The following is a 21,070-nucleotide window of genomic DNA, read 5'->3' as shown; positions in this document are numbered from 1 at the left end:
GCCATCTCGGCACTTCACAAGGATGACAAGTGATGCGCGCTCGTTTCAAACCCTCTTTCACGATTCCCGCTACCGGCTTGCTTGTACTTCTGCTCGGCGGTTCAGCGCTTGCGGCTCAGGCCGCGGTGAATGTCGAAGACCTGGATGCCGGGCGCTTCGATCGTCTCGCCGCAACCCATGGCGATACGAGCTCCGGGTACTCACTGCGCAACACCGATTTCACGGTTGATGATTTTCAGAAGATGAAGGAACTGCAGAAGCGCAATGCCGACGAACTGGAGAACCTGAAGAAGATCATCAATGACCAGGCTCGTGTCATCGAGGAGTTCAAACGCAATAGCAGCTCGAGTTCCAACTCGAACAACAGCGATCTTTCCGGCCTCAAGCGCAGCGTGAGCGATCAGGATCGCAGTATCGACAAGCTCAGTCGCGAAGTGGACGATCTCAAGCGCAGCTCGGGTTCAAGCTCCAGTTCGAATTCCAGCGAGCTGTCCAGCCTCAAGCGCGATGTCAGTGATCTGAAGCACGATCTGGAGAGCCTGAAACGTAGCGTCGATGACCTGGGCAGAAAGGTGAAGTAACGACAGCCTTCATGCTGCTCATTTAAGTCCAGGTACCTGCCTTGAGCCTTCCCACGCACCCGCGTGGGAACGCTCAATCCGTCAGGAGGCGGCCGACTTCGGTGGGCGTCGGGTTCTGCCCGGCTTGCCGGCCGAAGCCTTGCGCTTCTTCTTCCAGGGCGCCGCGCCTTGTCCCGCCATCCCGGCCGGCAGGGCGATCTGCAATTTCAACTCGACACAGCGTCCCACCTGCTTGCTCATCCAGGCGGCCTGCTTGGCGACAAACTCTTCCAGGCTCATCTCGCCGCTTTGCACCATGTCCAGGGCCTGTTCCCAGATCGCCGTGGTGCCGGGGTCGGCAATCGCCCGCGGTACCGCATCGATCAGGCTGAAGGCCGCCGGGGTCGCTGACAGGCTTTTGCCGTGCTTGACCAGGTAATGTCGATCCAGCAAGCCCTGGATGATGCCGGCGCGGGTGGCTTCGGTGCCGATGCCGGTGGTGTCCTTGAGTTTCTGCTTGAGGCGCGGGTCCTCCACATAGCGGGCGACGTTTTTCATCGCCTTGATCAGGTCGCCTTCGGTAAAGGGCTTTGGCGGCTGGGTCCAGAGGTCCTTGAGCTCGACTCGGCTCAGCGCGCACTCGGTGCCTTCGCGCAGTGCCGGCAAGGCCTGTGGCTCGGGGGCTTCACGTCCCTTGGCCGGTGCCAGGGCTTCAGGCAAGGCACGTTTCCAGCCGGGTTCGATGACCTGCTTGCCCACGGCCCGCAGCGCCTGTGCCGCGCAGTCGAAATCGGCCTGGGTGCGGTCGTATTCGTGAGGGGGCAGGAACTGCGCCAGGTAACGGGCGCGAATCAGGCTGTAGACGGCGCGCGGCTTGCCCTGCAAACGGTCGAGGCTGGCGCCGCTGCCCGTCGGGATAATCCCGTGGTGGGCCGTGACCTTGGCATCGTTCCAGGCTCGCGAACGGCGCGACGGATCGAGATAGGGCGCCAGCTTGCCCAGGCTCGGATCAGCCCGCTCCAGCGCCGCCAGTACCCGGCCGGCATCGCCGTGCTGACTCAGGGGCAGAAAGCCGCAATCACTGCGCGGGTAGGTGATGACCTTGTGGGTTTCGTACAGCGCCTGGGCAATATCCAGTGTCTCCTGGGCGCCCAGCCCGAGCCTTTTCGAACACACTTCCTGCAGGGTGCCGAGGTCGAAGGGCAGGGGTGCGGGCTCGCGAATCCGCTCGGTCTTGAGCTTCACCACCGTGGCGCCGGACGCCGCGCCCATGGCGCTCGCGGCCTGTTGGGCGAGGGCCTGGTTGAGGCAGCGGTCCTGGTCATCGCAGGTGTCCTGCGGGGCGCGCCACTGGGCGACAAAGGGCTGGCCGTCGTGCAGCAGGTGCACGTCGATCGCCCAGTAAGCCACCGGCACGAAGTCGGCGATGCTGCGGTCGCGGTCCACCACCAGGCGCAGGGTCGGGGTTTGCACGCGCCCCACCGGCAGCACGCCCTGGTAGCCGGACTGGCGGCCGAGCAGGGTGAACAGGCGACTCATGTTCATGCCGATCAGCCAGTCGGCCCGCGAGCGTCCCAGGGCCGAATGATAGAGCGAAAAGGTTTCGCCGCCGGGCTTGAGCACCGCCAGCGCCTTGCGGATCGAGGCGTCGTCCAGTGCCGACAGCCAGAGCCGCTGGATCGGCCCGCGATAGCGACAGTGCTCGACCAGTTCGCGGGCGATCATTTCCCCTTCGCGGTCGGCGTCGGTGGCGATCACCAGTTCCCGGGCTTCGCCCAGCAGGCGCTTGACCGCCTTGTACTGGCTGGCGGTCTTGGGCTTGACCTGCATCTTCCATTTTTCCGGAACGATGGGCAGGTCGGCCAGCACCCAGCGTTTGTAGCGGGCGTCGTAGGCATCCGGCGGGGCGGTTTCCAGCAGGTGGCCGATGCACCAGGTGACAGTGGCATTCGGGCCCACCCAGCAGCCGTCGCCACGGCGCGTGGCACCGAGCACCGCGGCAATGTCTTTGGCCTGGGAAGGCTTCTCACAGAGGAACAACCGCATAACCACCTTGTTTCATCAGCGCCTGGCAAGGGCTACAGGATGCTCAGTGTTGGCGCGCCGGGCAACCTTTATCTGTATGAATATACAGCTAGAGGTTGCGATTTGGCAGGGGGCGCCTCGGCTTGTTCAGCAGGTACTCGGGAAATCATGGATAAAAGCGATCAATGAAGTTGAAAATAAATCGCTAATGCTCAGGTTGTTTGCACTCTAGATTAGGGCCACAACACTAATAAAAAGGCCTTCTCATGTCTCGTCACGAGTCGTTGCACGTGGCTGCCCCCGGTCGTTACCGCTGGGTGGTGGCCGGCTTGATTTTCCTCACTTACACCCTGGCGGCCGCCGACCGCGCCAACCTCGGGGTGGCGCTGCCGTTCATTCGTCAGGAATTTGCCATGAGCAATGCCCAAGCCGGTGGGCTGATCAGCCTGTTCCTGCTGGCCTATGCCATCGCCCAGTTGCCGTCGGGGTTCGCCGCGAGTCGTTTTGGCGTGCGCAACATCCTGCCGGGGGCGATGATCCTGACGTCGCTGTTTACCGGCCTGGTCGGCACCGCCGGTTCGATCCTGGCACTCAAGCTCTATCGCATCGGCCTGGGATTTGCCGAGGGCCCGCTGCCGGTGGGCATGACCTCGACCATCAACCAATGGTTTCCGGCCAGGGAAAAGGGCACGGCCACGGGGATCTTCCTGTCGGCGGTGAAGTTCGGGCCGGTGATCGTGCCGCCGCTGTGTGCGCTGATCATCGCCGCCTGGGGCTGGCGCGAGATCTTTTACTGCTTTGCGGTGCCGGGCCTGCTGCTCTCGGTGGTCTGGTATTACCTGGTCGCCAACCATCCTGCCCAGAGCCGCTTCGTCAAACCGGCTGAACTGGATTACATCGTCAACGACTCCAAGGTGCTTGTCGACGGCAAGGTCGTGGGGGGGCGACCGATCCAGCCGTGGATGAAAAAACTCGATGTGTTGATCCGTTTCCGCGAGGAGGCGACGCTGGAAACCACCGCCCAGGTATTCAAGTCCTGGAATATCTGGGGCTGTGCGCTGGGCTACTGCTTCCAGCTGGGTATTTCCAGTGTGTTGCTGGCGTGGATTCCCACCTACCTGATGACGGTCAAACACTACTCCCTGATGAACATGGGGCTGGTCTCGGCTGCACCCTGGGTCGGCGCGGTGATCGGCAACCTCCTGGGCGGGGTCTTCTCCGACCGGTTCATGGGCAAGCGGCGCAAGCCTGGCATGATGCTGTCGGCGCTGGCGACTTCGTTGATGATGTATCTGTTGATCAACTCGCCTGCCGATCCCTTGACCTATGGCGCCTTGCTGCTGATGACCGGCGTGGTGCTCAGCCTCGGTTTTTCTTCCTACATGGTTTATCCCATGGGGCTGGCAAGCAAGAAAGCCTTTCCCGTCTCCAGCGCGGTGGTCAACATGGGCGGCCAGTTGGGCGGGGCGGCCACACCGTTCCTGACCGGTCTATTTCTGGATACCCATGGTTGGGACTATGTCTTTGCTTTCATGGCCATCAGTTCGTTGCTGAGTTTCGTGGTCTTGCTGAGTATTTCCGAACCTGTGGCCAGGACCTAGGGCTTCTCCGTCGAAGTGCTTTACCGAAGTCGATGGGATGGGTAAATAATGGCGCGCTTTTTTTCATCTGAGGCGACGCCATGATTACCTTCAAACAGCTGGAAGCCATCTACTGGATCGTCGAACTGGGCAGTTTCGAAGCGGCCTCGATGAAACTGAACATGTCCCAGTCGGCGATTTCCAAGCGTGTCCAGGAGTTGGAGGACGCCTTCGACGTGCCGATTTTCGACCGCTCGAAACGCAGCGCGCGGTTGACGGAAAAAGGCACCGAACTGTTCGAGCATGCGGCCGAAATGCTCCGCCAGCGCGACTATCTGCTGGAGCGCATCAGTTCCCGGGAGGTGCTGGTCAGGCGCTTTCGCCTGGGGGTGACCGAACTGACGGCCCTGACCTGGTTGCCCGCCCTGGTGGAGCAGATTCGCGAAGCCTACCCCAAGGTGGTGCTGGAGCCTTCGGTCGAGCTGAGTTCCGAGCTGTTCAAGAAGCTGGAGAACGATCAGCTCGACCTGATCATCGTGCCCGATGTCTTCGACGACGCACGCTTTGTCGCCACACCGCTCAAGACCGTGGAAAACGCCTGGATGTGCGCGCCGGACCTGTATCGCGAATCCGCGCCGATGGACCTTCAGGCCTTGTCGGCCTATACCGTGCTGACCCAAGGGGGTAGTTCGGGCACAGGCCTGGTCTACGAGCGCTGGCTGGCCCAGCACGATGTCCGCCTCAATCGCACCTTGATCAGTAATTACCTGGTGGCCCAGATCGGCCTGACCATTTCCGGCGTGGGCATCAGCTACCTGCCTCGGCAATGCCTCGCGCCCTTGATCGCCGAGGGCCGATTGCGGGTGATCGAGACCCGTCCGGGACTGCCGCAGATCCGCTATGCCGCCGTGCATCGGGCCGATCGCTTGCAGGGCCTGAGCGTGGAAGTGGCGCGCCTGGCACATCAGTGCTGTGATTTTGGACGTCTTCTGCTGCAGGCGTAAGCCGACTCGCCTTTTCTATTTTTTATGAATAAAAGCGATGTTTTTCAATAGAAAAATATCGCTAAAAGTATTGGCTGGCCTTTCTTAAGATCGATCCAGGCCCACACGGGTTTCTTCGTTCAAGGAGGTCATCATGTCTTTCCCCGGTTCGCGCATTCTCACCTCGCCAGCCCTGGCGTCCGCTTCGCTGGTCGAGGCCTTTCGCAACGTCGTCACCCCGCATATCAGTGACAACCTCGGCCGGCATATCGGCGCCCGCGGCCTGACCCGCTACAACCGTAGCGGCAAGCTGGTCGGCACGGCGCTGACGGTCAAGACCCGTCCCGGCGACAACCTTTACATCTACAAGGCCCTGACCCTGCTGGAGCCCGGCCATGTGCTGGTCATCGATGCCCAGGGCGACAGTAACAACGCGGTGATCGGTGAACTGATCAAGCTCTATGCCCAGCAGCGCGGCTGTGTCGGTTTTATCGTCGACGGTGCCATCCGCGATGTCGCCAGCTTCGAGGACACGCCGTGCTACGCCCGCAGCGTGGTGCATTGCGGGCCCTACAAAAGCGGTCCGGGGGAAATCAACGTGCCGGTGTCCATTGGCGGGATGATCGTCAATCCGGGCGACCTGATCGTCGGTGACGAGGACGGTCTCGTGGCGTTTTCCCAGGCGGATGCCGAACAGGTGCTGGTCAAGGCGCGCCAGCACGAGGCCCACGAAGAACAGGTCAAGGCCGAGATCGCCAGCGGCGCGATCGACCAGTCGTGGCTGGACAAGGTGCTGGAAAAAGCCGGCCTGGCGAACTGAGGAGAAGACCCATGAGTCAATCATTACTGTCGCACCGCGTCCTTGCCATCGAGCCGTCACCGAGTATCGCCGCCAACGCCCTGGTCACGCAGTTGCGTGGTGAGGGCCGGGACATCGTCAACTTCACCATCGGCGAACCGGACCTGGACACGCCACGGCATATTCTCGAAGCCGCGCAACAGGCGATGTTCAGTGGCGAAACCCATTACACCGGTACCCCGGGAACGCCGGCGTTGCTCAAGGCCATCGTGCAGAAGCTGGCCCGCGATAATGGCCTGAGTTACCGCGACGACGAGGTGATCGCCGGTTGTGGCGGCAAGCACATCATCTACCATGCGTTGGCAGCTACCCTGAACCCGGGCGACGAGGTCATCGTCCACACGCCGTACTGGGTGTCCTACCCGGATATCGCCCGGCTCAACGAGGCGACCCCGGTGATCATTCCCGGTGACGAATCCAACGGCTTCAAGCTGCTGCCCCAGGCGCTCGAACAGGCGATTACACCACGGACCAAATGGGTGATTCTCAACACCCCCAACAACCCCAGCGGGGCGGTGTACAGCGAAGCCGAATTGCAGGCGCTGGCCGATGTGCTGCGCCAGCATCCGCAGGTGTTGATCATGTCCGACGAGATCTACGAACACTTCGTCTATGGCTCTGCCCGGCATGTGTCCTTCGTGGCGGCGGCCGCCGACTTGCAAGCGCGCACCCTGATCGTCAACGGCGCTTCCAAAGGCTATGCCATGACCGGTTGGCGCCTGGGCTTCGCCGCCGGCCCGCGGTGGTTGATCGCGGCCATGGGCAAGTTGCTGTCACAGACCACCACCTGCCCCAGTTCGGTCAGCCAGGCGGCCGCCGTCGCGGCGTTTGCCGGCGACCAGGCGCCCATCGCGCAGATGCGCGAACTCTATGTCGAGCGGCGCCGGCGGATGCTCGAACTGCTGGCCGACATCCCTGGGATCGGTTGCACACCGCCCGACGGAGCGTTCTATGTGTTCGCCAACGTTTCAGGCCTGATAGGCAAGGTCACGCCGGACGCTCAACGCCTGGAGAGTGACGGGGATGTGGTGGCGTATTTCCTGCGCGAGGGCGGGGTCGCCACGGTGGCGGGCAGCGCCTATGGCCTGTCGCCGTATGTGCGGCTGTCGTTCGCCAGCGCCATGGAGGTGATCGAGGAAGGTTGCCGACGGCTTCGACGCGCCTGCCAGGCGTTGCGCTGATTGACCACAGAGTCGACGGCGTCGCCGCGTTGAAGCGGCTTACAACAACAAACACTGCCCGAAACAGTCCTGGTTTTTTTCAGAGGCATTCCATGCAAAAGCCACGTATTCCCCTCGTCCTGCAAATCCTCATCGGCCTCGCCGCCGGCATCCTGGTGGGGGCGCTGTTGCACCGGTTTCCGGAGTCGCGTCCCTGGTTGATCGACAATGTGCTGCAACCGGCGGGCGATATCTTCATCCGGCTGATGAAAATGATCGTCGTGCCTATCGTGTTCGCCTGCATGGTGGTGGGCATCGCCGGCAACGGCGACGGCAAGTCCCTTGGCCGCATCGGCGTGCGGACCCTGCTGTATTTCTTCACCATCACCACCACCGCGATCATCGTCGGGCTGGTGCTGGGCAACCTCTTGCAGCCGGGCGCCGGAACCGACCTGGCCAGCCTGAAGGCGGTGGCGGTCAACGTGGCACCGGCCAGTGCGACGGGACATGGATTGGGGCAGATCCTGCTCAATATCATTCCGGACAACGTGATCGATGCCATGGCCAAGGGCAGCCTGCTGCCGGTGTTGTTCTTTGCGGTGATGTTCGGCCTGGGTGTCTCTGGGCTCGGCGAAGAACGCAAGCGGCCCTTGCTCGACGCCTTGCGCGGGGTCTCGGAAGGGATGTTTCGCGTGACCTCGATGATCATGGCCTATTCGCCCATCGGCGTGTTCGGGATGATTGCGGTGACGGTGGCGAACTTCGGTTTCAGCTCGTTGTTGCCGCTGATCAAGCTGATCCTGGTGAGCTACATCTCGATCATCGTCTTCGCGCTGGTGGTCCTGGGCAGTGTGGCGCGGCTGGCCGGGGTGCCGTTCTTCGGGCTGATCCGGCACATCAAGGACGAGTTGATCCTGGCGTTTTCCAGCGCCAGTTCCGCCGCGGTGATGCCGCAACTGATGGCCAAGCTGGAGAGCTTCGGCGCACCGCGTTCACTGGTGAGTTTCGTGGTGCCGGTGGGGTATTCGTTCAACCTGGACGGCGCCTCGCTGTTCCTCGGCATCGGCACCTTGTTTGTCGCCCAGCTCTACGGGATCGACCTGAGCATCGGCGAACAGGCGCTGCTGGTGGTGACCATGGTGCTGACCTCCAAGGGCGCGGCGGGCGTGCCCGGGTTCATGTTCGTGATTCTCTCGGCGACCCTGGCCAGCGCCGGCCTGCCCCTGGAGGGCATTGCCTTTATTGCGGGCGTCTACCGCCTCATGGATATGCCGACCACCGCCTTGAATGTGTTGGGCAACGCCCTGGCGCCACTGGTCATTGCGCGTTGGGAGCAGCGCACGCTGGCGGCTAGGGCCGCTGCGGCGAAGCCGTTTGCGCCGCCACGGTGACGACGGGCACGGGTAGACAACAAGGTGATTCAGGATTGTCCCTTAAATAGAATCAATTATTCTCAATTTTAGGTAATTGTTCCTTTTTTCTTCGTGGCCTAAAGTTCATTCCAAGCCGGCAGCACAGACCTCCAAACGGAGCCCGCGCCGAGCTTCAAGATGAACCAAACCTTCGACAGCCAAAAGGAACTCGCCATGTCTATCCGTGAACTGCTCAACCCAACCAACTCCACCCTGATCCTGATCGACCACCAGCCGCAGATGTCCTTCGGTGTGCAATCGATCGATCGCCAGACCTTGAAGAACAACACTGTGGGCCTGGCCAAGGCGGCGAAGATCTTCAACGTACCGACGATCTACACCTCGGTGGAAACCAAGAGCTTCAGCGGCTACATCTGGCCTGAGTTGCTGGCCGTGAACCCGGGCGCACAGCCGATCGAGCGCACCTCGATGAACTCCTGGGAAGACAAGAAGTTCGTCGAGGCGGTGAAGGCCACCGGTCGCAAGAAGCTGATCATGGCTGCACTGTGGACCGAGGTGTGCCTGAACTTCCCGGCCCTGGAAGCCCTGGCCGAAGGTTTCGAGGTGTACATCGTCACCGACGCTTCCGGCGGTACCACCCAGGAAGCCCACGACATGTCGGTGCAACGGATGATTCAGGCCGGCGCCGTACCGGTGACCTGGCAGCAGGTGCTGCTGGAGTTCCAGCGTGACTGGGCGCACAAGGAAACCTACGACGCGGTGATGGATCTGGTCCGCGAGCACAGCGGCGCCTACGGCATGGGTGTGGACTACGCCTACACCATGGTCCACAACGCGCCAGCGCGTCAGGTCAAGTAATGACGTGAGTCGGGCGCGCCAGCCGCGCCCGACGCCTCATTGCCTCGAGCCTTCACCGGGAGAGCTGAGATGATCGCCACCCCCTTGTTGTCCTCGCGTACTTCGGCTGACTGGGCACTGCTCTGGTTGCGCCTGAGCGGATCGGCCCTGCTGTTGCGGGTCCATGGCCTGCCCAAGCTGCTGGACTTCCAGCACCAGCTGAGCTTGATCGAAGACCCGTTCGGCCTGGGGGCACACCTGACCCTGAGCCTGGCTATTTTCGCCGAAGTGTTGTGTCCGTTGCTGATCATCCTCGGCCTGCTGACGCGCCTGGCCACGCTGCCGGTGCTGTTCCTGCTGCTGGTTTCGCTGGTGTGGGTACACCCTGAGTGGAGCCTGGCCGAAGGGCAGTTCGCCTGGTTGCTGGTGATTGTCTTCGCCACCTTGCTGATCGGCGGCTCAGGGGCCTTCTCTTTGGATCGGTGTTTGGCACCGTTCACTCGCCTGGGGAGTCAACGCCCATGAATATCGAATTGCTGGATGGCGTGGTGACCCTGCTGGTCCGTCATCGGATCAAGAAGGGCCAGGACCAGGCCTATGAAGTCTGGCTGCGCCGTACCATCGCCATGGCTCGCAGTTATCCGGGGCACCTGGGCATCGACGTGGTGCGTGGGCACAGCCACGGCCAAACGCTGTTTACCAGCGTGCTGCGTTTCGCCTCTACCGAGCAACTGCAACACTGGCTGGACTCCGACGACCGCCGTGGATTGGTGGAAGAGGCCCAGCCCATGCTGGCCGACGGTGACCAGACCGAGGTCAACGCCGAGCGCGAGTTCTGGTTCACCCCGGCCGAAGTGGGTTCGCCCGGTCCGGTACCGCGCTGGAAACAGGCCTGCGTGACCTTCCTGGTGATCCTGCCACTGAGTTTCCTGGTGCCGATGCTGTGGCGTCCGCTGTTCGCCCGGTTGCCCTGGCTGGGCGGCTACGTGCAAGCCAATGTGCTGATCACCCTGAGCATCGTGTTGCTGGTGGTCTATGTGTTCATGCCCCGTGTCACCCGTCTGTTCAGCCGCTGGCTGCAACCGGCCAACCACTGATTTCGCTGACCGTTACATTCCGTCAAGCAAGGAGAACTGATATGAGCAATGTGATCGCTGACCTGATTCTGCACAACGGCCGCCTGCACACGGTCGACCGCGCCCAACCCAAGGCTACGGCGGTGGCGATCAAGGACGGTCGCTTCATCGCCGTGGGCAACGACGCCGAGGCCATGGCCCTGCGCGGCAGCGCAACGAAGGTGATCGACCTCAAGGGCCGTACCGTCATCCCCGGCCTCAACGACTCGCACCTGCACCTGATTCGTGGCGGCCTGAACTACAACCTGGAACTGCGCTGGGAAGGCGTGCCTTCGCTGGTGGATGCGTTGCGCATGCTCAAGGACCAGGCCGAGCGCACCCCGGCGCCGCAATGGGTGCGGGTGGTGGGGGGCTGGAACGAATTCCAGTTCGCCGAAAAACGCATGCCGACCCTGGAAGAACTGAACAAGGCGGCGCCGGACACCCCGGTGTTCGTCCTCCACCTGTATGACCGCGCCTTGCTCAACCGTGCGGCGCTGCGGGTAGTGGGTTACAACCGCGACACGCCAAATCCGCCGGGTGGCGAGATCGTCCGTGATGCCCGGGGCGAGCCGACTGGCATGCTGATTGCCCGGCCCAACGCGATGATTCTCTACTCGACCCTGTCCAAGGGGCCGAAGCTGCCGCTGGAGTATCAGGTCAACTCGACTCGCCAGTTCATGCGTGAACTCAACCGCCTGGGCGTCACCAGCGCCATCGATGCCGGCGGTGGTTTCCAGAACTATCCGGACGACTATGAAGTCATCAACGAGCTGGCGGCCAAGCAGCAACTGACGGTACGGATCGCCTACAACCTGTTTACCCAGAAGCCCAAGGAAGAGCTGGCGGATTTCAAGAACTGGACCAGCAAGGTCACCTATGGCCAGGGCGACGACTTCCTGCGGCACAACGGGGCAGGGGAGATGCTGGTGTTTTCGGCGGCGGATTTCGAGGACTTCCTCGAACCCCGTCCGGACCTGCCGCAGACCATGGAGCAGGAACTGGAGCCGGTGGTCCGGCATCTGGTGGAGCAGCGCTGGCCGTTCCGCCTGCACGCCACCTATGACGAATCCATTTCGCGGATGCTGGATGTCTTCGAGAAGGTCAATCGGGATATTCCGTTCAATGGCCTGCCATGGTTCTTCGATCACTGCGAAACCATCACGCCGAAAAATATCGAGCGGGTGCGGGCGCTGGGCGGCGGTATCGCCATTCAGGACCGCATGGCGTTCCAGGGCGAATACTTCGTCGAGCGTTACGGCGCCAAGGCCGCCGAGGCCACGCCACCGATCAAGCGCATGCTCGCCGAGGGCGTGCCGGTGGGCGCGGGCACCGATGCCACGCGGGTCTCGAGCTACAACCCCTGGACTTCGTTGTACTGGATGGTCAGCGGTCGTACCGTGGGCGGGCTTGAGCTCTATCCCGAGGGCCTGTCGCGGGAAACCGCGTTGGAGCTGTACACCCATGGCAGTGCCTGGTTTTCCTCGGAGCAGGGCAAGAAAGGCCAGATCAAGGTCGGGCAACTGGCTGACCTGGTGGCGCTGTCGGCGGACTATTTCAGTGTCGAGGCCGAGGCGATCAAGTGGATCGAGTCGGTGTTGACGGTGGTCGACGGCAAGGTGGTGCACGCGGCGGGTGACTTCGACAAGCTGGCGCCGCCCACGCTGCCGGTGACCCCCGACTGGTCGCCGGTGGTCAAGGTACCTGGGCACTGGCGGCCGAACTCGCCGTTGCAGGCCCAGGTGCACCAGTGCAGCGGTCCTTGCGGGGTGCATGCCCACGGTCATGAACGGGCACGGATGTCGAATGTGCCGGTCAGTGACTTCCAGGGTTTCTGGGGTGCCTTCGGCTGTTCGTGTTTCGCGTTCTGAGTCCAGGGGAAGTGTCCGTATCGCCGAAGGTATTCCGGCGATACGGCGACCTTAAACGGTTCGATCGTCAGCTCTCCGGCGATCAGCACACCACCGGAAATCTCCATCGGCTGGAGTGTCACCGCACCGTAGACCACCAGTTTGCCTTTCGGGCTCAGTACTTGTAGTAGATGGCCGGCGTAAGCCCCGCCCAATACGTCGAGGCCCAGGCGCACGTTCAGTCCCTGCAGGCGCTGCTTGGCCAGTGCAATGTCTTCGCCCTCTACGATCACATGGTCGCAACCACGGGTCTCCGCGCCTTCAGGGCGGCGGATCAGCCCCACCGCCTTCAAGTCCCTTTTTCTTCGCCAGCACAAACAGCCACTGCGATAAGCCTGAAGTTGCCGAGTTGAGGGCAATCGCATCGCCCGGCTTGAGGTCCACATATTCGCTGAGCAGCAGAGAGGCGGCCGGGCTGACCCAGGGGGGGGTATGCCCACTTCAAGTCCAAGGAAGCCTTGGCCACGCAAGCGCATCGTTACCTGCAACAGGGCAGCCGGGATCGATTCATGGAGGCCAGGCGGGTGTCGGGGGATGACTTGAAGGCCTATGTCGATATCTACGTATCCGAGGCCAATCGCGACGGTTCGACAGGTTGCCCGATGGCGGCCTACGCGGGAGAAATCTGCCGCCAGGGACGGGAAATACAGGATCTCTTCACAGAAGGGCTGGAGGGGATGATCAATGCCCTGGAGGCGACATTACCCGGGTCGTTGACTGCGGACGAAGCCCGGCGCAAGGCGATTACACTGGCGGTCACGATGGTGGGGGCCGTAACGCTGGCGCGTGCCAGCCGCCATTCACCGGCGTTGTCCGACGAGATTCTCTCTTCGGTCAGGCAGGAACTGCTGGGCGAAGGCTCCTGATTGTGCGTGTTGACGGACGCTGGAGCCTTCACGTCGGGTTGCCGATCAACCGTGCTGGCAAGCATTGCCCAGGCGGATGAAGTTCATTTCGTGGCGCACGCCCTGGTTGTCGACGTAGACCACATGCCCTTGCACCGGGCCACAGTCGGACGCGGCGGCGCTGTCGGCGCGCACGGCCTTGGCGAGGTCGAGGTCTTCGGAATAGTCATAGGGTTCGGCGCTGGTGCTGGCAGTCGCCCCCTGGACGGGGTGCGTGGCCGGTGCGTTGCCTTGGGCGGTCGCGACCAGGCTGAACAGCGACAACAGGATAAACAGAAGATATTTCATGGCGGTCTCCGGGAAGACATCCCCTCACCGTGAAAGTGGTGAGGCAGTGGGTGTCATCTTACGAAGCCCTTCGGCACTGGCGGAACGGATCCTTGCCAATAGCGAATATCAGCGTGATCGATACTGGGGGGGGAATACGGATCTTGCAGCAGGGCTTGCCCCTGTGGAGGCCTGGGAAACGCCACGAAACCTTGTAGGAGCCAGCTTGCTGGCGATGAGGCCGGTAAGTCCTGCTGGACTATCCGGCCTATCGGTGGAACACCGCCCGCAGCAAGCCGGCGCCTACAAGCTGACCTTACTTGCCGCCCAGTGCGCCACCGGCTGCGCCGCCGAGGCCGGCACCGATGGCCGCGCCGGTCTTGCCGCCCAACTGGTTACCCAGCAGCGAACCGCCGGCTGCGCCGAGGCCACCGCCAATGGCGGCCTTGGTTTTCTTGCCTTTCTTGGCGGCTACCGCGCCACCGGCTGCGCCACCCAGGCCTGCGCCGACCGCTGCGCCGGTGCTGCCGCCCATCTTCTGACCCAGGACGTTGCCCAGGGCGCCGCCCAGACCACCGCCGACCGCGGCCTGTGTGCCGCCTGCGGCCATGGCGCCTTGGGCAAACAGGGCGCTCAGGGCCAGGACGGTAAGTGCTTTACGCATGTTGCAAACCTCGAAGGAAAATGGAGCGGCAATTGTCGCCGTCCCGGGTTGGCGAAGCAAATACTGTTGTCGGTGATATCAAGCTATCCGACGGATTGTTTCTGGAATAAGAAACGGCTGTTTGTGCCCCATTATGGTTCACGCCAAACCATGAAAAACATGTGGTTATTGAAGGACTTATGTCAATAAGCCATTGAAAAAAATCTTGTTACATATTGTCGCAGTGGGGTAATATGCGCCCCGCGTTCACCTACCACGGTTTATGCATTTTTGAGCCCCAAGCGTCCATCAGCCGCTTGGGCTTTTTTTTGCCTTTCAGAAGCTGGGGCGGATTATTTCTGCGGATGCTCCAGCAAGAATTTTCCCAGCGCCTCGAACGCCGGCAAGGTCACCGGATCGTTCGCCGAATTGCTCGCCACTGGGTGAGAGGCATAACGCACGATCACCATCTCGGCCTTGGGGTCGATATAGATCCGTTGGCCATGGACGCCCCGGGCCATATAGGCGCCGTGGTCATTATGGGTGACCCACCACATATCGCGATAGCTCCAGCCTTTGAGCAGTGAGTAGCCGGCCTTGGCGAATGCCGCCTTGTCGGCACCACGACGAATATCCTCGACCACGCTCGCGGGCACGACCTGCCGGCCGTTGACGCGGCCGTCGTTGCGCAGCATTTCGCCGAAGCGTGCCAGGTCCCGCAGGCCGGTGTTCAAGCCACCGCCGGCAAAGGGGGTGCCAATCGAGTCGACGGTGAAATAGGCATCCTGTTCGGCTCCCAGGCGGCTCCAGATCCGCTCCGACAGCACCTGCGCAACGTTATGCCCGGTGGCCCGGGCGATCACCCAGCCGAGCACGTCGGTGTTGACGGTCTTGTAGGCGAAGGCACTGCCATGCTCGCCTTCGGGTTGCACGCTCTGGAGGAATTCGTAGTAGGTGCGCGGGCCCTGGTAGTCGGCGGGCTTGGGCAGCGGGTTGCCGGCCTGGGCGTGGGCCCAGACGGCGGCGTTCGGGTCGCCGTAGTCCTCGCTGTAGTCCAGTGCCGTGGTCATGTCCAGCACCTGGCGCACGCTGGCATTGCCGAAGGCCGACTTCGCCAGTTCCGGCACATAGTCCTTGACCGGCCTGTTCACATCGATCAGCCCTTCGGCCACCAGCGTCGCGCCCAGGGTGCCGATCACCGACTTGGTCACCGACATCGCGGCGTGTTGCCCTTGGGGCTTGAGCGAGCCGAAGTAGCGCTCGTACACCACCTTGCCACGGTGCAGCACCAGGATGCCATCGGTGTAGGTCGCCGCCAGGGACTGCTCCCAGCTCATCGGCGTTTTTGTGTCGAGGGGAGTGAAGCGCAGGCGGTCGATATCGCTGCGCAAGGCGGCTGGCAGTGCAACGGGGCTCTCCAGGCCTCGGGACACATTGGTGGTGGGCATCAGTTGGCGAAAGTGCGAGACGCTCCAGCGCAGGGCGGGGAAGCGGAAATAGCTGCCGTCCTCGAAGCGCAGGATGCGGTCGGCCGGGGGCGGGGCGCCGATCATCCAGCCGAGTTTCGCCGGATCGCTGGCGTCGGCATCCGGGAAGACCGGGGCTGTTTCGGCGAAGGCCGTGGCGCCGATCAGTGCGGCGAACAGCAGGCACAGACCCGGCTGGGCCCGTCTGAAATACGTCTTGAGCATATGAGCCATCCTTGAATCACTGGACTGAGCTTGGACAGCCGGTCGGGTTTGCGCAACCCGATGCAGCGTCGCAGGCGACTGGAGGGGAGGGTCGCCAGGCGAAGGGGACAACTGCGCCGGGCAACGGGTGAGCTTTCGCGCAGTAGTGATTCGTATTGAGCGGCCACAATGTTAAAGTCGCTTCTTTTTTTCGGCAGGGAACGGTCATGCGGATGTTAATCGGGACGTTGGCGGTAGTGGCGTTGGCAGGCTGCATGGGCCCCGGCATGAACCAGGCCCGCACCACCGGGCCGACCAAGAGCTTCACGTCGAGCAAGGCCGGGGATGCCGTTGCCGAGTGCATCCAGTTTTCCTGGCAGGACGAGGCGGTGTTCGGTGTGGATGCGGCGGCCTATCTGCAGCCCGGCTACAAGGGCGGTACGACCGTTTATACCCGGAGTTCGGAGTTCTTTGCCGATGTGCGCCATGAAGGCTCGGGCACCGTGGTCGACTACTACGCGACCAACAGCAAGCCGATTGGCGCAAGAAGGCTGGCGGCGGTAGCGACCTGTCTGTAACCACCGTATCTTGAAGACAGCAAAACCCCTGTAGGAGCCGGCTTGCTGGCGATGGACGTCAACGATAACGCGGGGTACCTGAAACCACGCGGCGCTCTTGAGCTCATCGTCGGAACGCCGCCCGCAGCAAGCTGGCTCCTACAGGGGCGGTTTGACCAGCGCGCCCTTGACCGCTCCCAGCGCGATGTTGTGCATCAACGCCCGATAAGTCGCCGAGTCCAGTCCGGCCTCCTCGGTCCAGGCCGGCAGGTTGTTCAGCAGGCAGAGGAAGGTGCGCACGGTGGTCAGGGCCAGGGTGTCGTCGGTCGACAACCCCAGCGGCGTCAGCAACTTGATCAGATGACTTTCATAGCGCCGGCGCAACACCAGGATCGCCGCCTGATGCGGCGCTTCCAGGCAGTGGAACTCGTGCTCGGCGACGCGGAAGAAATCCCCCTTGTCGCGATGCAGGTCCAGGTGCGCGGCGATCAACTCGTTCAGGCGCTTCTCCGCCGAGCGCGCGCTACGCACCGGCTGCGTGACGATCCCCAGCAACTCCAGGTGCAGGCTCTCGATCAGCTCGAAGAGCAAGGCCTGCTTGCTCTCGATATGGTTGTAGAGCGAGCCCGCCTGGATGCCCAGGTGCCCGGCCAGCTCACGCAAGCCCACCTGGGCGAACCCGCGCCGGGCAAACAGCGCCACGGCCTTTTCGCGGGTTTCCAGATGACGCGAGGTCCTGGCCTGAAGCTCGGCTTCAGGCACGACGGCGGCGAGGGCACTCCGGGGCATGGCGATCAGCGCTCGTAGGTATAGAAGCCGCGACCGCTTTTACGGCCCAGATAGCCGGCGGCAACCATTTCCTTGAGCAACTGCGCCGGGCGGTACTTGGGTTCGTCGAAGCCCGAGTGCAGGCTCTCCATGATCGCCAGCAGGGTGTCCAGGCCGATCAGGTCCGCCAGGGCCAGCGGGCCGATCGGCTGGTTGCAGCCCAACTGCATGCCGGCGTCGATATCCTCGGCGCTGGCCAGGTCTTCCTGGAGCACGAAGATGGCTTCGTTGATCATCGGGCAGAGGATGCGGTTGACCACGAAACCCGGGCGGTTGCGGGCGGTGACCGCGGTCTTGCCGATCTGCCCGGCCAGGGCCATGGCCTGTGCGTGGGTGGCGTCGCTGGTCTGCAGGCCACGGATGACTTCCAGCAGGCCCATCATCGGTACCGGGTTGAAGAAGTGCAGGCCGATAAAGCGTTCCGGCTTGCCGATGGCGGCTGCCAGCTCGGTGATCGACAGCGACGAGGTGTTGGTGGCGATAATGCATTCGGCACTGGCCACTTCGGCCACCTGCTTGAGAATGCGCTTCTTCAGTTCGAGGTTTTCCGTCGCCGCCTCGATCACCAGCTCGGCCTGGGCCAGCACCGCATAGTCGGTGCTCAGGCTGATGCGCCCGAGAGCGGCCTGCTTATCCTCGGCTGAAATCACCGCTTTGCGCACTTGCCGGTCGAGGTTGCCGGTCAGGGTCGCCAGGCCTTTGTCCAGGGCCTGCTGCGACACGTCGATCAGCGACACTTCAAGGCCGGCCACCGCGCAGACCTGGGCAATGCCATTGCCCATGATGCCGGCGCCGATCACGGCGATACGTTGAATACTCATGCTTTGTTGTCCTTAAACTCGTTCGAAGATGACGGCGATGCCTTGCCCGCCGCCGATGCACATGGTGGCCAGGCCGTAGCGGCCGCCGGTGCGGTGCAGTTCGTGAATCAGTTTGGTGGCGATGATCGCGCCGGTGGCGCCCACCGGATGGCCGAGGGCAATGCCGGAGCCGTTGGGGTTGACCTTGGCCGGGTCGAAGTCCAGTTCCTGGCTGACGGCGCAGGCCTGGGCGGCAAAGGCGACGTTGGCTTCGATCACGTCCAGGTCGGCCACCGTCAGGCCGGCGCGCTTGAGGGCCAGGCGCGTGGCGGGGATCGGGCCCAGGCCCATCAGTTCCGGTTCGAGCCCGGCGTGGGCGTAGGCCACCAGGCGGGCCAGGGGTTTCAGGCCGTCGCTCTGGAGTGCGGCGCCGGTGGCCAGCAGCAGGGCGGCGGCGCCGTCATTCAGGCCCGAGGCATTGCCGGCGGTGACGGTGCCATCCTTCTTGAAGGCGGTTTTCATCTGCGCCAGCTGTTCCAGCGAGGTTGCCCGCGGGTGCTCGTCGACGCTGAACAGTTGCGTGCCCTTGCGGTCGCGCACCTCCACCGGGACGATCTGCGAAGTGAAACGGCCTTCTTCGATGGCGCGGCGGGCGCGCAGTTGTTCTTCCAGGGCCAGGGCGTCCTGCATCTCCCGGGTGATGCCATTGCGCTCGGCAATGTTTTCGGCGGTGATGCCCATGTGGATGCCGTGGAACGGGTCATGGAGAATGCCCAGCATGTAGTCGATGGCCTGGACATTGCCCATGCGCGCGCCCCAGCGGGCCGAGGGCAGCAGGTAGGGGCCACGGCTCATGGATTCGGCGCCGGCACCGATGGCGATGTCGGCGTCGCCCAGCAACAGGGTCTGCGCCGCCGAGACGATCGCCTGCAGGCCCGAACCGCAGAGACGGTTGACGTTGTAGGCCGGGGTTTCCTTGGGAATGCCGGCGTTGATGGCGGCGACCCGGGACAGGTAGGCGTCCTGGGTGTCGGTGGGGATCACGTTGCCCATCACCACATGGCCGACCCGCGCCGGGTCCAGGTCGCTGCGTTGCAGGGCGGCCTTGACCGCGGTGGTGGCCAGTTCACTCAAGGGAACGTCTTTCAGCGAGCCGCCGAAGGTGCCGATGGCGGTACGGGCGGCGCTGACGATATACACTTCGGGCTTTGACATGGGGGCAGTCCTGATTATTGTGCGGATCAGCTTGCATGATCCTTGTAGGGGCGCAGGTGATGTATCCAATGATGTAAGTCTAGGACTTGCCCATCCACTCGGCCTATGCCGAAACTGCTCAGTAAACCTGTGATTTTTTGCCATACGCAGCTTGGGATTCATGAAAGAAAAACATTCGGTGTCGTCCTACTTCATCAAGGCCCTGCTGGCGCGCTTTCTCGACCGCCCGGAGCGCATTGCCGAGCTGTTGCAGGCCTCGGGCTTTGCCGAGCGCTCGCTGGACGAACTGGGCGAGCGGGTTGCCCCCCGGCTGTTGGCGCAACTCTGGCTGACGGTGATTCGTGAACTGGGCGACGAGTTTTTCGGCTTCGACTCCCATGGCATGCCCATCGGCAGCTTCGCCCTGATCTGCCGGGGACTGATCCAGGCACCGACCGTGGGTAAGGCGCTGGGCCTGTCGCTGGAGTATTTCGCGCTGTTCCTGCGCGATATCCAGGCCCAGGTGCAGGTCCGTGGCAAGCGGGTGGTCGTAGTGATGCGTACCGTTACGCCGGACCCTTACCTGCAAGCGGTGATCACCGAAACCTTCCTGATCCTGATCGTCGGTTTGATGTGCTGGCTGGCCGGGCGGCGCATTCCCATCAGCCGCGCCCGTTTCGCCCATGCCCGCCCGCCCCATGGCGACGAGCATCTGTTGTGGGGTGCCTACGTGGAGTTCGATGCGGCGGTGACCGAGATCGAGTTCGAGCGCGAATATCTGCGCTTGCCGGTGTTGCAGGATCGCAAGTCGCTCTACACCTTCTTGCGGGATGCGCCGCAGTCGGTGTTTATCCGTTTTCGCAATCGCGAGGGTTTCAGCGCCCGGGTCCACCAGCGCTTGCGCGCCTGTGGCTATGACCATTGGCCGACCCTAGAGCAGCTGGCGGTGGAGTTCGATATCCATTTGGCCAGCCTGCGCCGGGCGTTGCAGCGCGAGGGCTTTTCCTATCAGGAAATCAAGGACGAGGTGCGCCGGGCGATCGCCTTCGAGCGTTTGCGCACCACGACCATGAGTATTGCCGCGATTGCCCAGGAAGTCGGCTTTCGCGAGCCCAGTGCCTTCCACCGCGCTTTCAAGCAGTGGACGGGGGAGAGCCCCGGGAGTTTTCGTTTGCGCGGGTCGCAAGGATAAGCACGGCGCGGACGGATTCAGCTATAACCTTTGTTTCATTCATCGCTGTCCATCAACCCGAGGAGCCGTTCATGTCGTCCCAGCATCTGATTGAATACGAAGACGCCAATCCGGAAGTTCGCGCGGTCTACGACGACATCATGCACACCCGCCAGGTCGAGCAGGTCAACAACTTCTGGAAGTGCCTGGCCGGGCACCCGCCGACCTTGCGTCGCACCTGGGAGAGCCTCAAGGAGATCATGGCCCCCGGTGCGCTGGACTCGCTGACCAAGGAACTGATCTACGTCGCTGTCAGTGTCACCAACAACTGTCCGTATTGCATTGCCTCCCACACCGCCGCCGCGCGCAAGGCGGGAATGACCGACGAGATGTTCGGCGAGTTGCAGGCGGTGGTCGGCATGGCCAACGAAACCAATCGCCTGGCCAACGGTTATCGGGTGCCGCTGGACGAGGCGTTCAAACTGGATTGATCAGGAACGTGTGGCTCGCCTGTGAGGCTCAGGCGTCCTTGCGGGCGCCATCGCTGCGGTGCGGCGTCCCGACAAGGGGGGCTGGGTTCGGCAATATTTTGCGGTGAAACACCGTACCGTGGGAGCCGGCTTGCTGGCGATG

Annotated in this window: 22 protein-coding genes; 14 read left to right on the top strand and 8 right to left on the bottom strand. The window is 62.8% G+C overall.

Annotated elements, in window-relative coordinates; translation table 11 throughout:
* The first annotated feature begins 32 nt into the window (after positions 1–32).
* Positions 33–581 carry a hypothetical protein gene (locus UCMB321_RS31485; RefSeq protein WP_040069569.1) on the top strand — a complete coding sequence of 183 codons (549 nt, stop codon included), beginning with the start codon at positions 33–35 and terminating at the stop codon, positions 579–581.
* An 81-nt stretch (positions 582–662) separates the two neighbouring features.
* Here UCMB321_RS31485 and UCMB321_RS18405 read toward each other — a convergent pair whose 3' ends face one another.
* Positions 663–2,606 (bottom strand): DNA topoisomerase III, encoded by a 1,944-nt coding sequence (locus UCMB321_RS18405; RefSeq protein WP_040069566.1) that lies wholly within the window; start codon positions 2,604–2,606, stop codon positions 663–665.
* Between the two features lie 245 nt (positions 2,607–2,851).
* On the opposite strand from UCMB321_RS18405, the gene UCMB321_RS18400 reads away from it, so the two are divergent.
* The 9 genes from UCMB321_RS18400 (at position 2,852) to UCMB321_RS18360 (ending at position 12,363) form a co-directional block, all read left to right on the top strand.
* On the top strand, positions 2,852–4,186 hold the full coding sequence (locus UCMB321_RS18400) for an MFS transporter (protein WP_040069563.1): 1,335 nt from the start codon (positions 2,852–2,854) through the stop codon (positions 4,184–4,186).
* A gap of 80 nt (positions 4,187–4,266) precedes the next feature.
* A complete protein-coding gene (locus UCMB321_RS18395; protein ID WP_040069562.1) occupies positions 4,267–5,169 on the top strand; it encodes a LysR family transcriptional regulator in 903 nt (300 codons plus the stop codon).
* A 133-nt stretch (positions 5,170–5,302) separates the two neighbouring features.
* Positions 5,303–5,968, top strand: coding sequence for an RraA family protein (locus UCMB321_RS18390; RefSeq protein WP_040069559.1), 666 nt, complete (start codon positions 5,303–5,305; stop codon positions 5,966–5,968).
* Positions 5,969–5,979: 11 nt separating this feature from the next.
* Positions 5,980–7,188, top strand: coding sequence for a pyridoxal phosphate-dependent aminotransferase (locus UCMB321_RS18385; RefSeq protein WP_040069557.1), 1,209 nt, complete (start codon positions 5,980–5,982; stop codon positions 7,186–7,188).
* 92 nt (positions 7,189–7,280) lie between these two features.
* A complete protein-coding gene (locus UCMB321_RS18380) occupies positions 7,281–8,558 on the top strand; it encodes a cation:dicarboxylate symporter family transporter (RefSeq protein ID WP_052451299.1) in 1,278 nt (425 codons plus the stop codon).
* Positions 8,559–8,753: 195 nt separating this feature from the next.
* Positions 8,754–9,398 (top strand): hydrolase, encoded by a 645-nt coding sequence (locus tag UCMB321_RS18375; protein ID WP_040069652.1) that lies wholly within the window; start codon positions 8,754–8,756, stop codon positions 9,396–9,398.
* Positions 9,399–9,467: 69 nt separating this feature from the next.
* Positions 9,468–9,902 carry a DoxX family protein gene (locus UCMB321_RS18370; protein ID WP_052451298.1) on the top strand — a complete coding sequence of 145 codons (435 nt, stop codon included), beginning with the start codon at positions 9,468–9,470 and terminating at the stop codon, positions 9,900–9,902.
* Entirely contained in the window at positions 9,899–10,474 is a 576-nt protein-coding gene (locus tag UCMB321_RS18365; protein ID WP_040069554.1) for an antibiotic biosynthesis monooxygenase, read from the top strand. The genes UCMB321_RS18370 and UCMB321_RS18365 overlap by 4 nt, the downstream gene beginning before the upstream one ends.
* A 50-nt stretch (positions 10,475–10,524) precedes the next feature.
* Positions 10,525–12,363, top strand: coding sequence for an amidohydrolase (locus UCMB321_RS18360; RefSeq protein ID WP_040069647.1), 1,839 nt, complete (start codon positions 10,525–10,527; stop codon positions 12,361–12,363).
* Here UCMB321_RS18360 and UCMB321_RS18355 read toward each other — a convergent pair.
* Positions 12,276–12,695, bottom strand: a complete 420-nt coding sequence (locus UCMB321_RS18355) for an MDR/zinc-dependent alcohol dehydrogenase-like family protein (RefSeq protein WP_040069552.1) — start codon at positions 12,693–12,695, stop codon at positions 12,276–12,278. The genes UCMB321_RS18360 and UCMB321_RS18355 overlap by 88 nt on opposite strands.
* A gap of 165 nt (positions 12,696–12,860) precedes the next feature.
* Here UCMB321_RS18355 and UCMB321_RS18350 point away from each other — a divergent pair, with 165 nt between their 5' ends.
* Positions 12,861–13,268 (top strand): LmrA/YxaF family transcription factor, encoded by a 408-nt coding sequence (locus UCMB321_RS18350; RefSeq protein WP_052451297.1) that lies wholly within the window; start codon positions 12,861–12,863, stop codon positions 13,266–13,268.
* Between the two features lie 45 nt (positions 13,269–13,313).
* Here UCMB321_RS18350 and UCMB321_RS18345 read toward each other — a convergent pair whose 3' ends face one another.
* From UCMB321_RS18345 to UCMB321_RS18335, 3 genes are all read right to left on the bottom strand, one after another.
* A complete protein-coding gene (locus UCMB321_RS18345) occupies positions 13,314–13,595 on the bottom strand; it encodes a DUF2790 domain-containing protein (RefSeq protein ID WP_040069551.1) in 282 nt (93 codons plus the stop codon).
* Between the two features lie 295 nt (positions 13,596–13,890).
* Positions 13,891–14,238, bottom strand: a complete 348-nt coding sequence (locus UCMB321_RS18340; protein ID WP_040069550.1) for a hypothetical protein — start codon at positions 14,236–14,238, stop codon at positions 13,891–13,893.
* A gap of 332 nt (positions 14,239–14,570) precedes the next feature.
* Positions 14,571–15,908, bottom strand: a complete 1,338-nt coding sequence (locus tag UCMB321_RS18335) for a serine hydrolase domain-containing protein (protein ID WP_040069549.1) — start codon at positions 15,906–15,908, stop codon at positions 14,571–14,573.
* A gap of 206 nt (positions 15,909–16,114) precedes the next feature.
* Here UCMB321_RS18335 and UCMB321_RS18330 point away from each other — a divergent pair, with 206 nt between their 5' ends.
* Complete coding sequence (locus tag UCMB321_RS18330) at positions 16,115–16,465, top strand: hypothetical protein (protein ID WP_040069548.1); 351 nt, start codon at positions 16,115–16,117, stop codon at positions 16,463–16,465.
* Between the two features lie 138 nt (positions 16,466–16,603).
* On the opposite strand, the gene UCMB321_RS18325 is transcribed toward UCMB321_RS18330, so the two are convergent.
* The 3 genes from UCMB321_RS18325 to UCMB321_RS18315 are packed head-to-tail and all read right to left on the bottom strand — an operon-like array spanning position 16,604 to position 19,287.
* Positions 16,604–17,233: a TetR/AcrR family transcriptional regulator gene (locus UCMB321_RS18325; RefSeq protein ID WP_040069545.1), complete on the bottom strand. Its 630-nt coding sequence runs from the start codon at positions 17,231–17,233 to the stop codon at positions 16,604–16,606.
* A 5-nt stretch (positions 17,234–17,238) separates the two neighbouring features.
* Positions 17,239–18,093, bottom strand: a complete 855-nt coding sequence (locus tag UCMB321_RS18320; protein WP_040069542.1) for a 3-hydroxybutyryl-CoA dehydrogenase — start codon at positions 18,091–18,093, stop codon at positions 17,239–17,241.
* Positions 18,094–18,105: 12 nt separating this feature from the next.
* Positions 18,106–19,287 carry an acetyl-CoA C-acyltransferase family protein gene (locus UCMB321_RS18315; RefSeq protein WP_040069540.1) on the bottom strand — a complete coding sequence of 394 codons (1,182 nt, stop codon included), beginning with the start codon at positions 19,285–19,287 and terminating at the stop codon, positions 18,106–18,108.
* 160 nt (positions 19,288–19,447) lie between these two features.
* On the opposite strand from UCMB321_RS18315, the gene UCMB321_RS18310 reads away from it, so the two are divergent.
* Entirely contained in the window at positions 19,448–20,458 is a 1,011-nt protein-coding gene (locus tag UCMB321_RS18310) for an AraC family transcriptional regulator (RefSeq protein ID WP_040069537.1), read from the top strand.
* A 71-nt stretch (positions 20,459–20,529) separates the two neighbouring features.
* Positions 20,530–20,928 (top strand): carboxymuconolactone decarboxylase family protein, encoded by a 399-nt coding sequence (locus UCMB321_RS18305; protein WP_040069535.1) that lies wholly within the window; start codon positions 20,530–20,532, stop codon positions 20,926–20,928.
* Positions 20,929–21,070 lie beyond the last annotated feature (142 nt).

This window comes from Pseudomonas batumici, assembly GCF_000820515.1.
Taxonomy (GTDB): domain Bacteria; phylum Pseudomonadota; class Gammaproteobacteria; order Pseudomonadales; family Pseudomonadaceae; genus Aquipseudomonas; species Aquipseudomonas batumici.
Note: the sequence above shows the minus strand (reverse complement) of the source record. Positions and strands in the feature narration are given on the sequence as shown.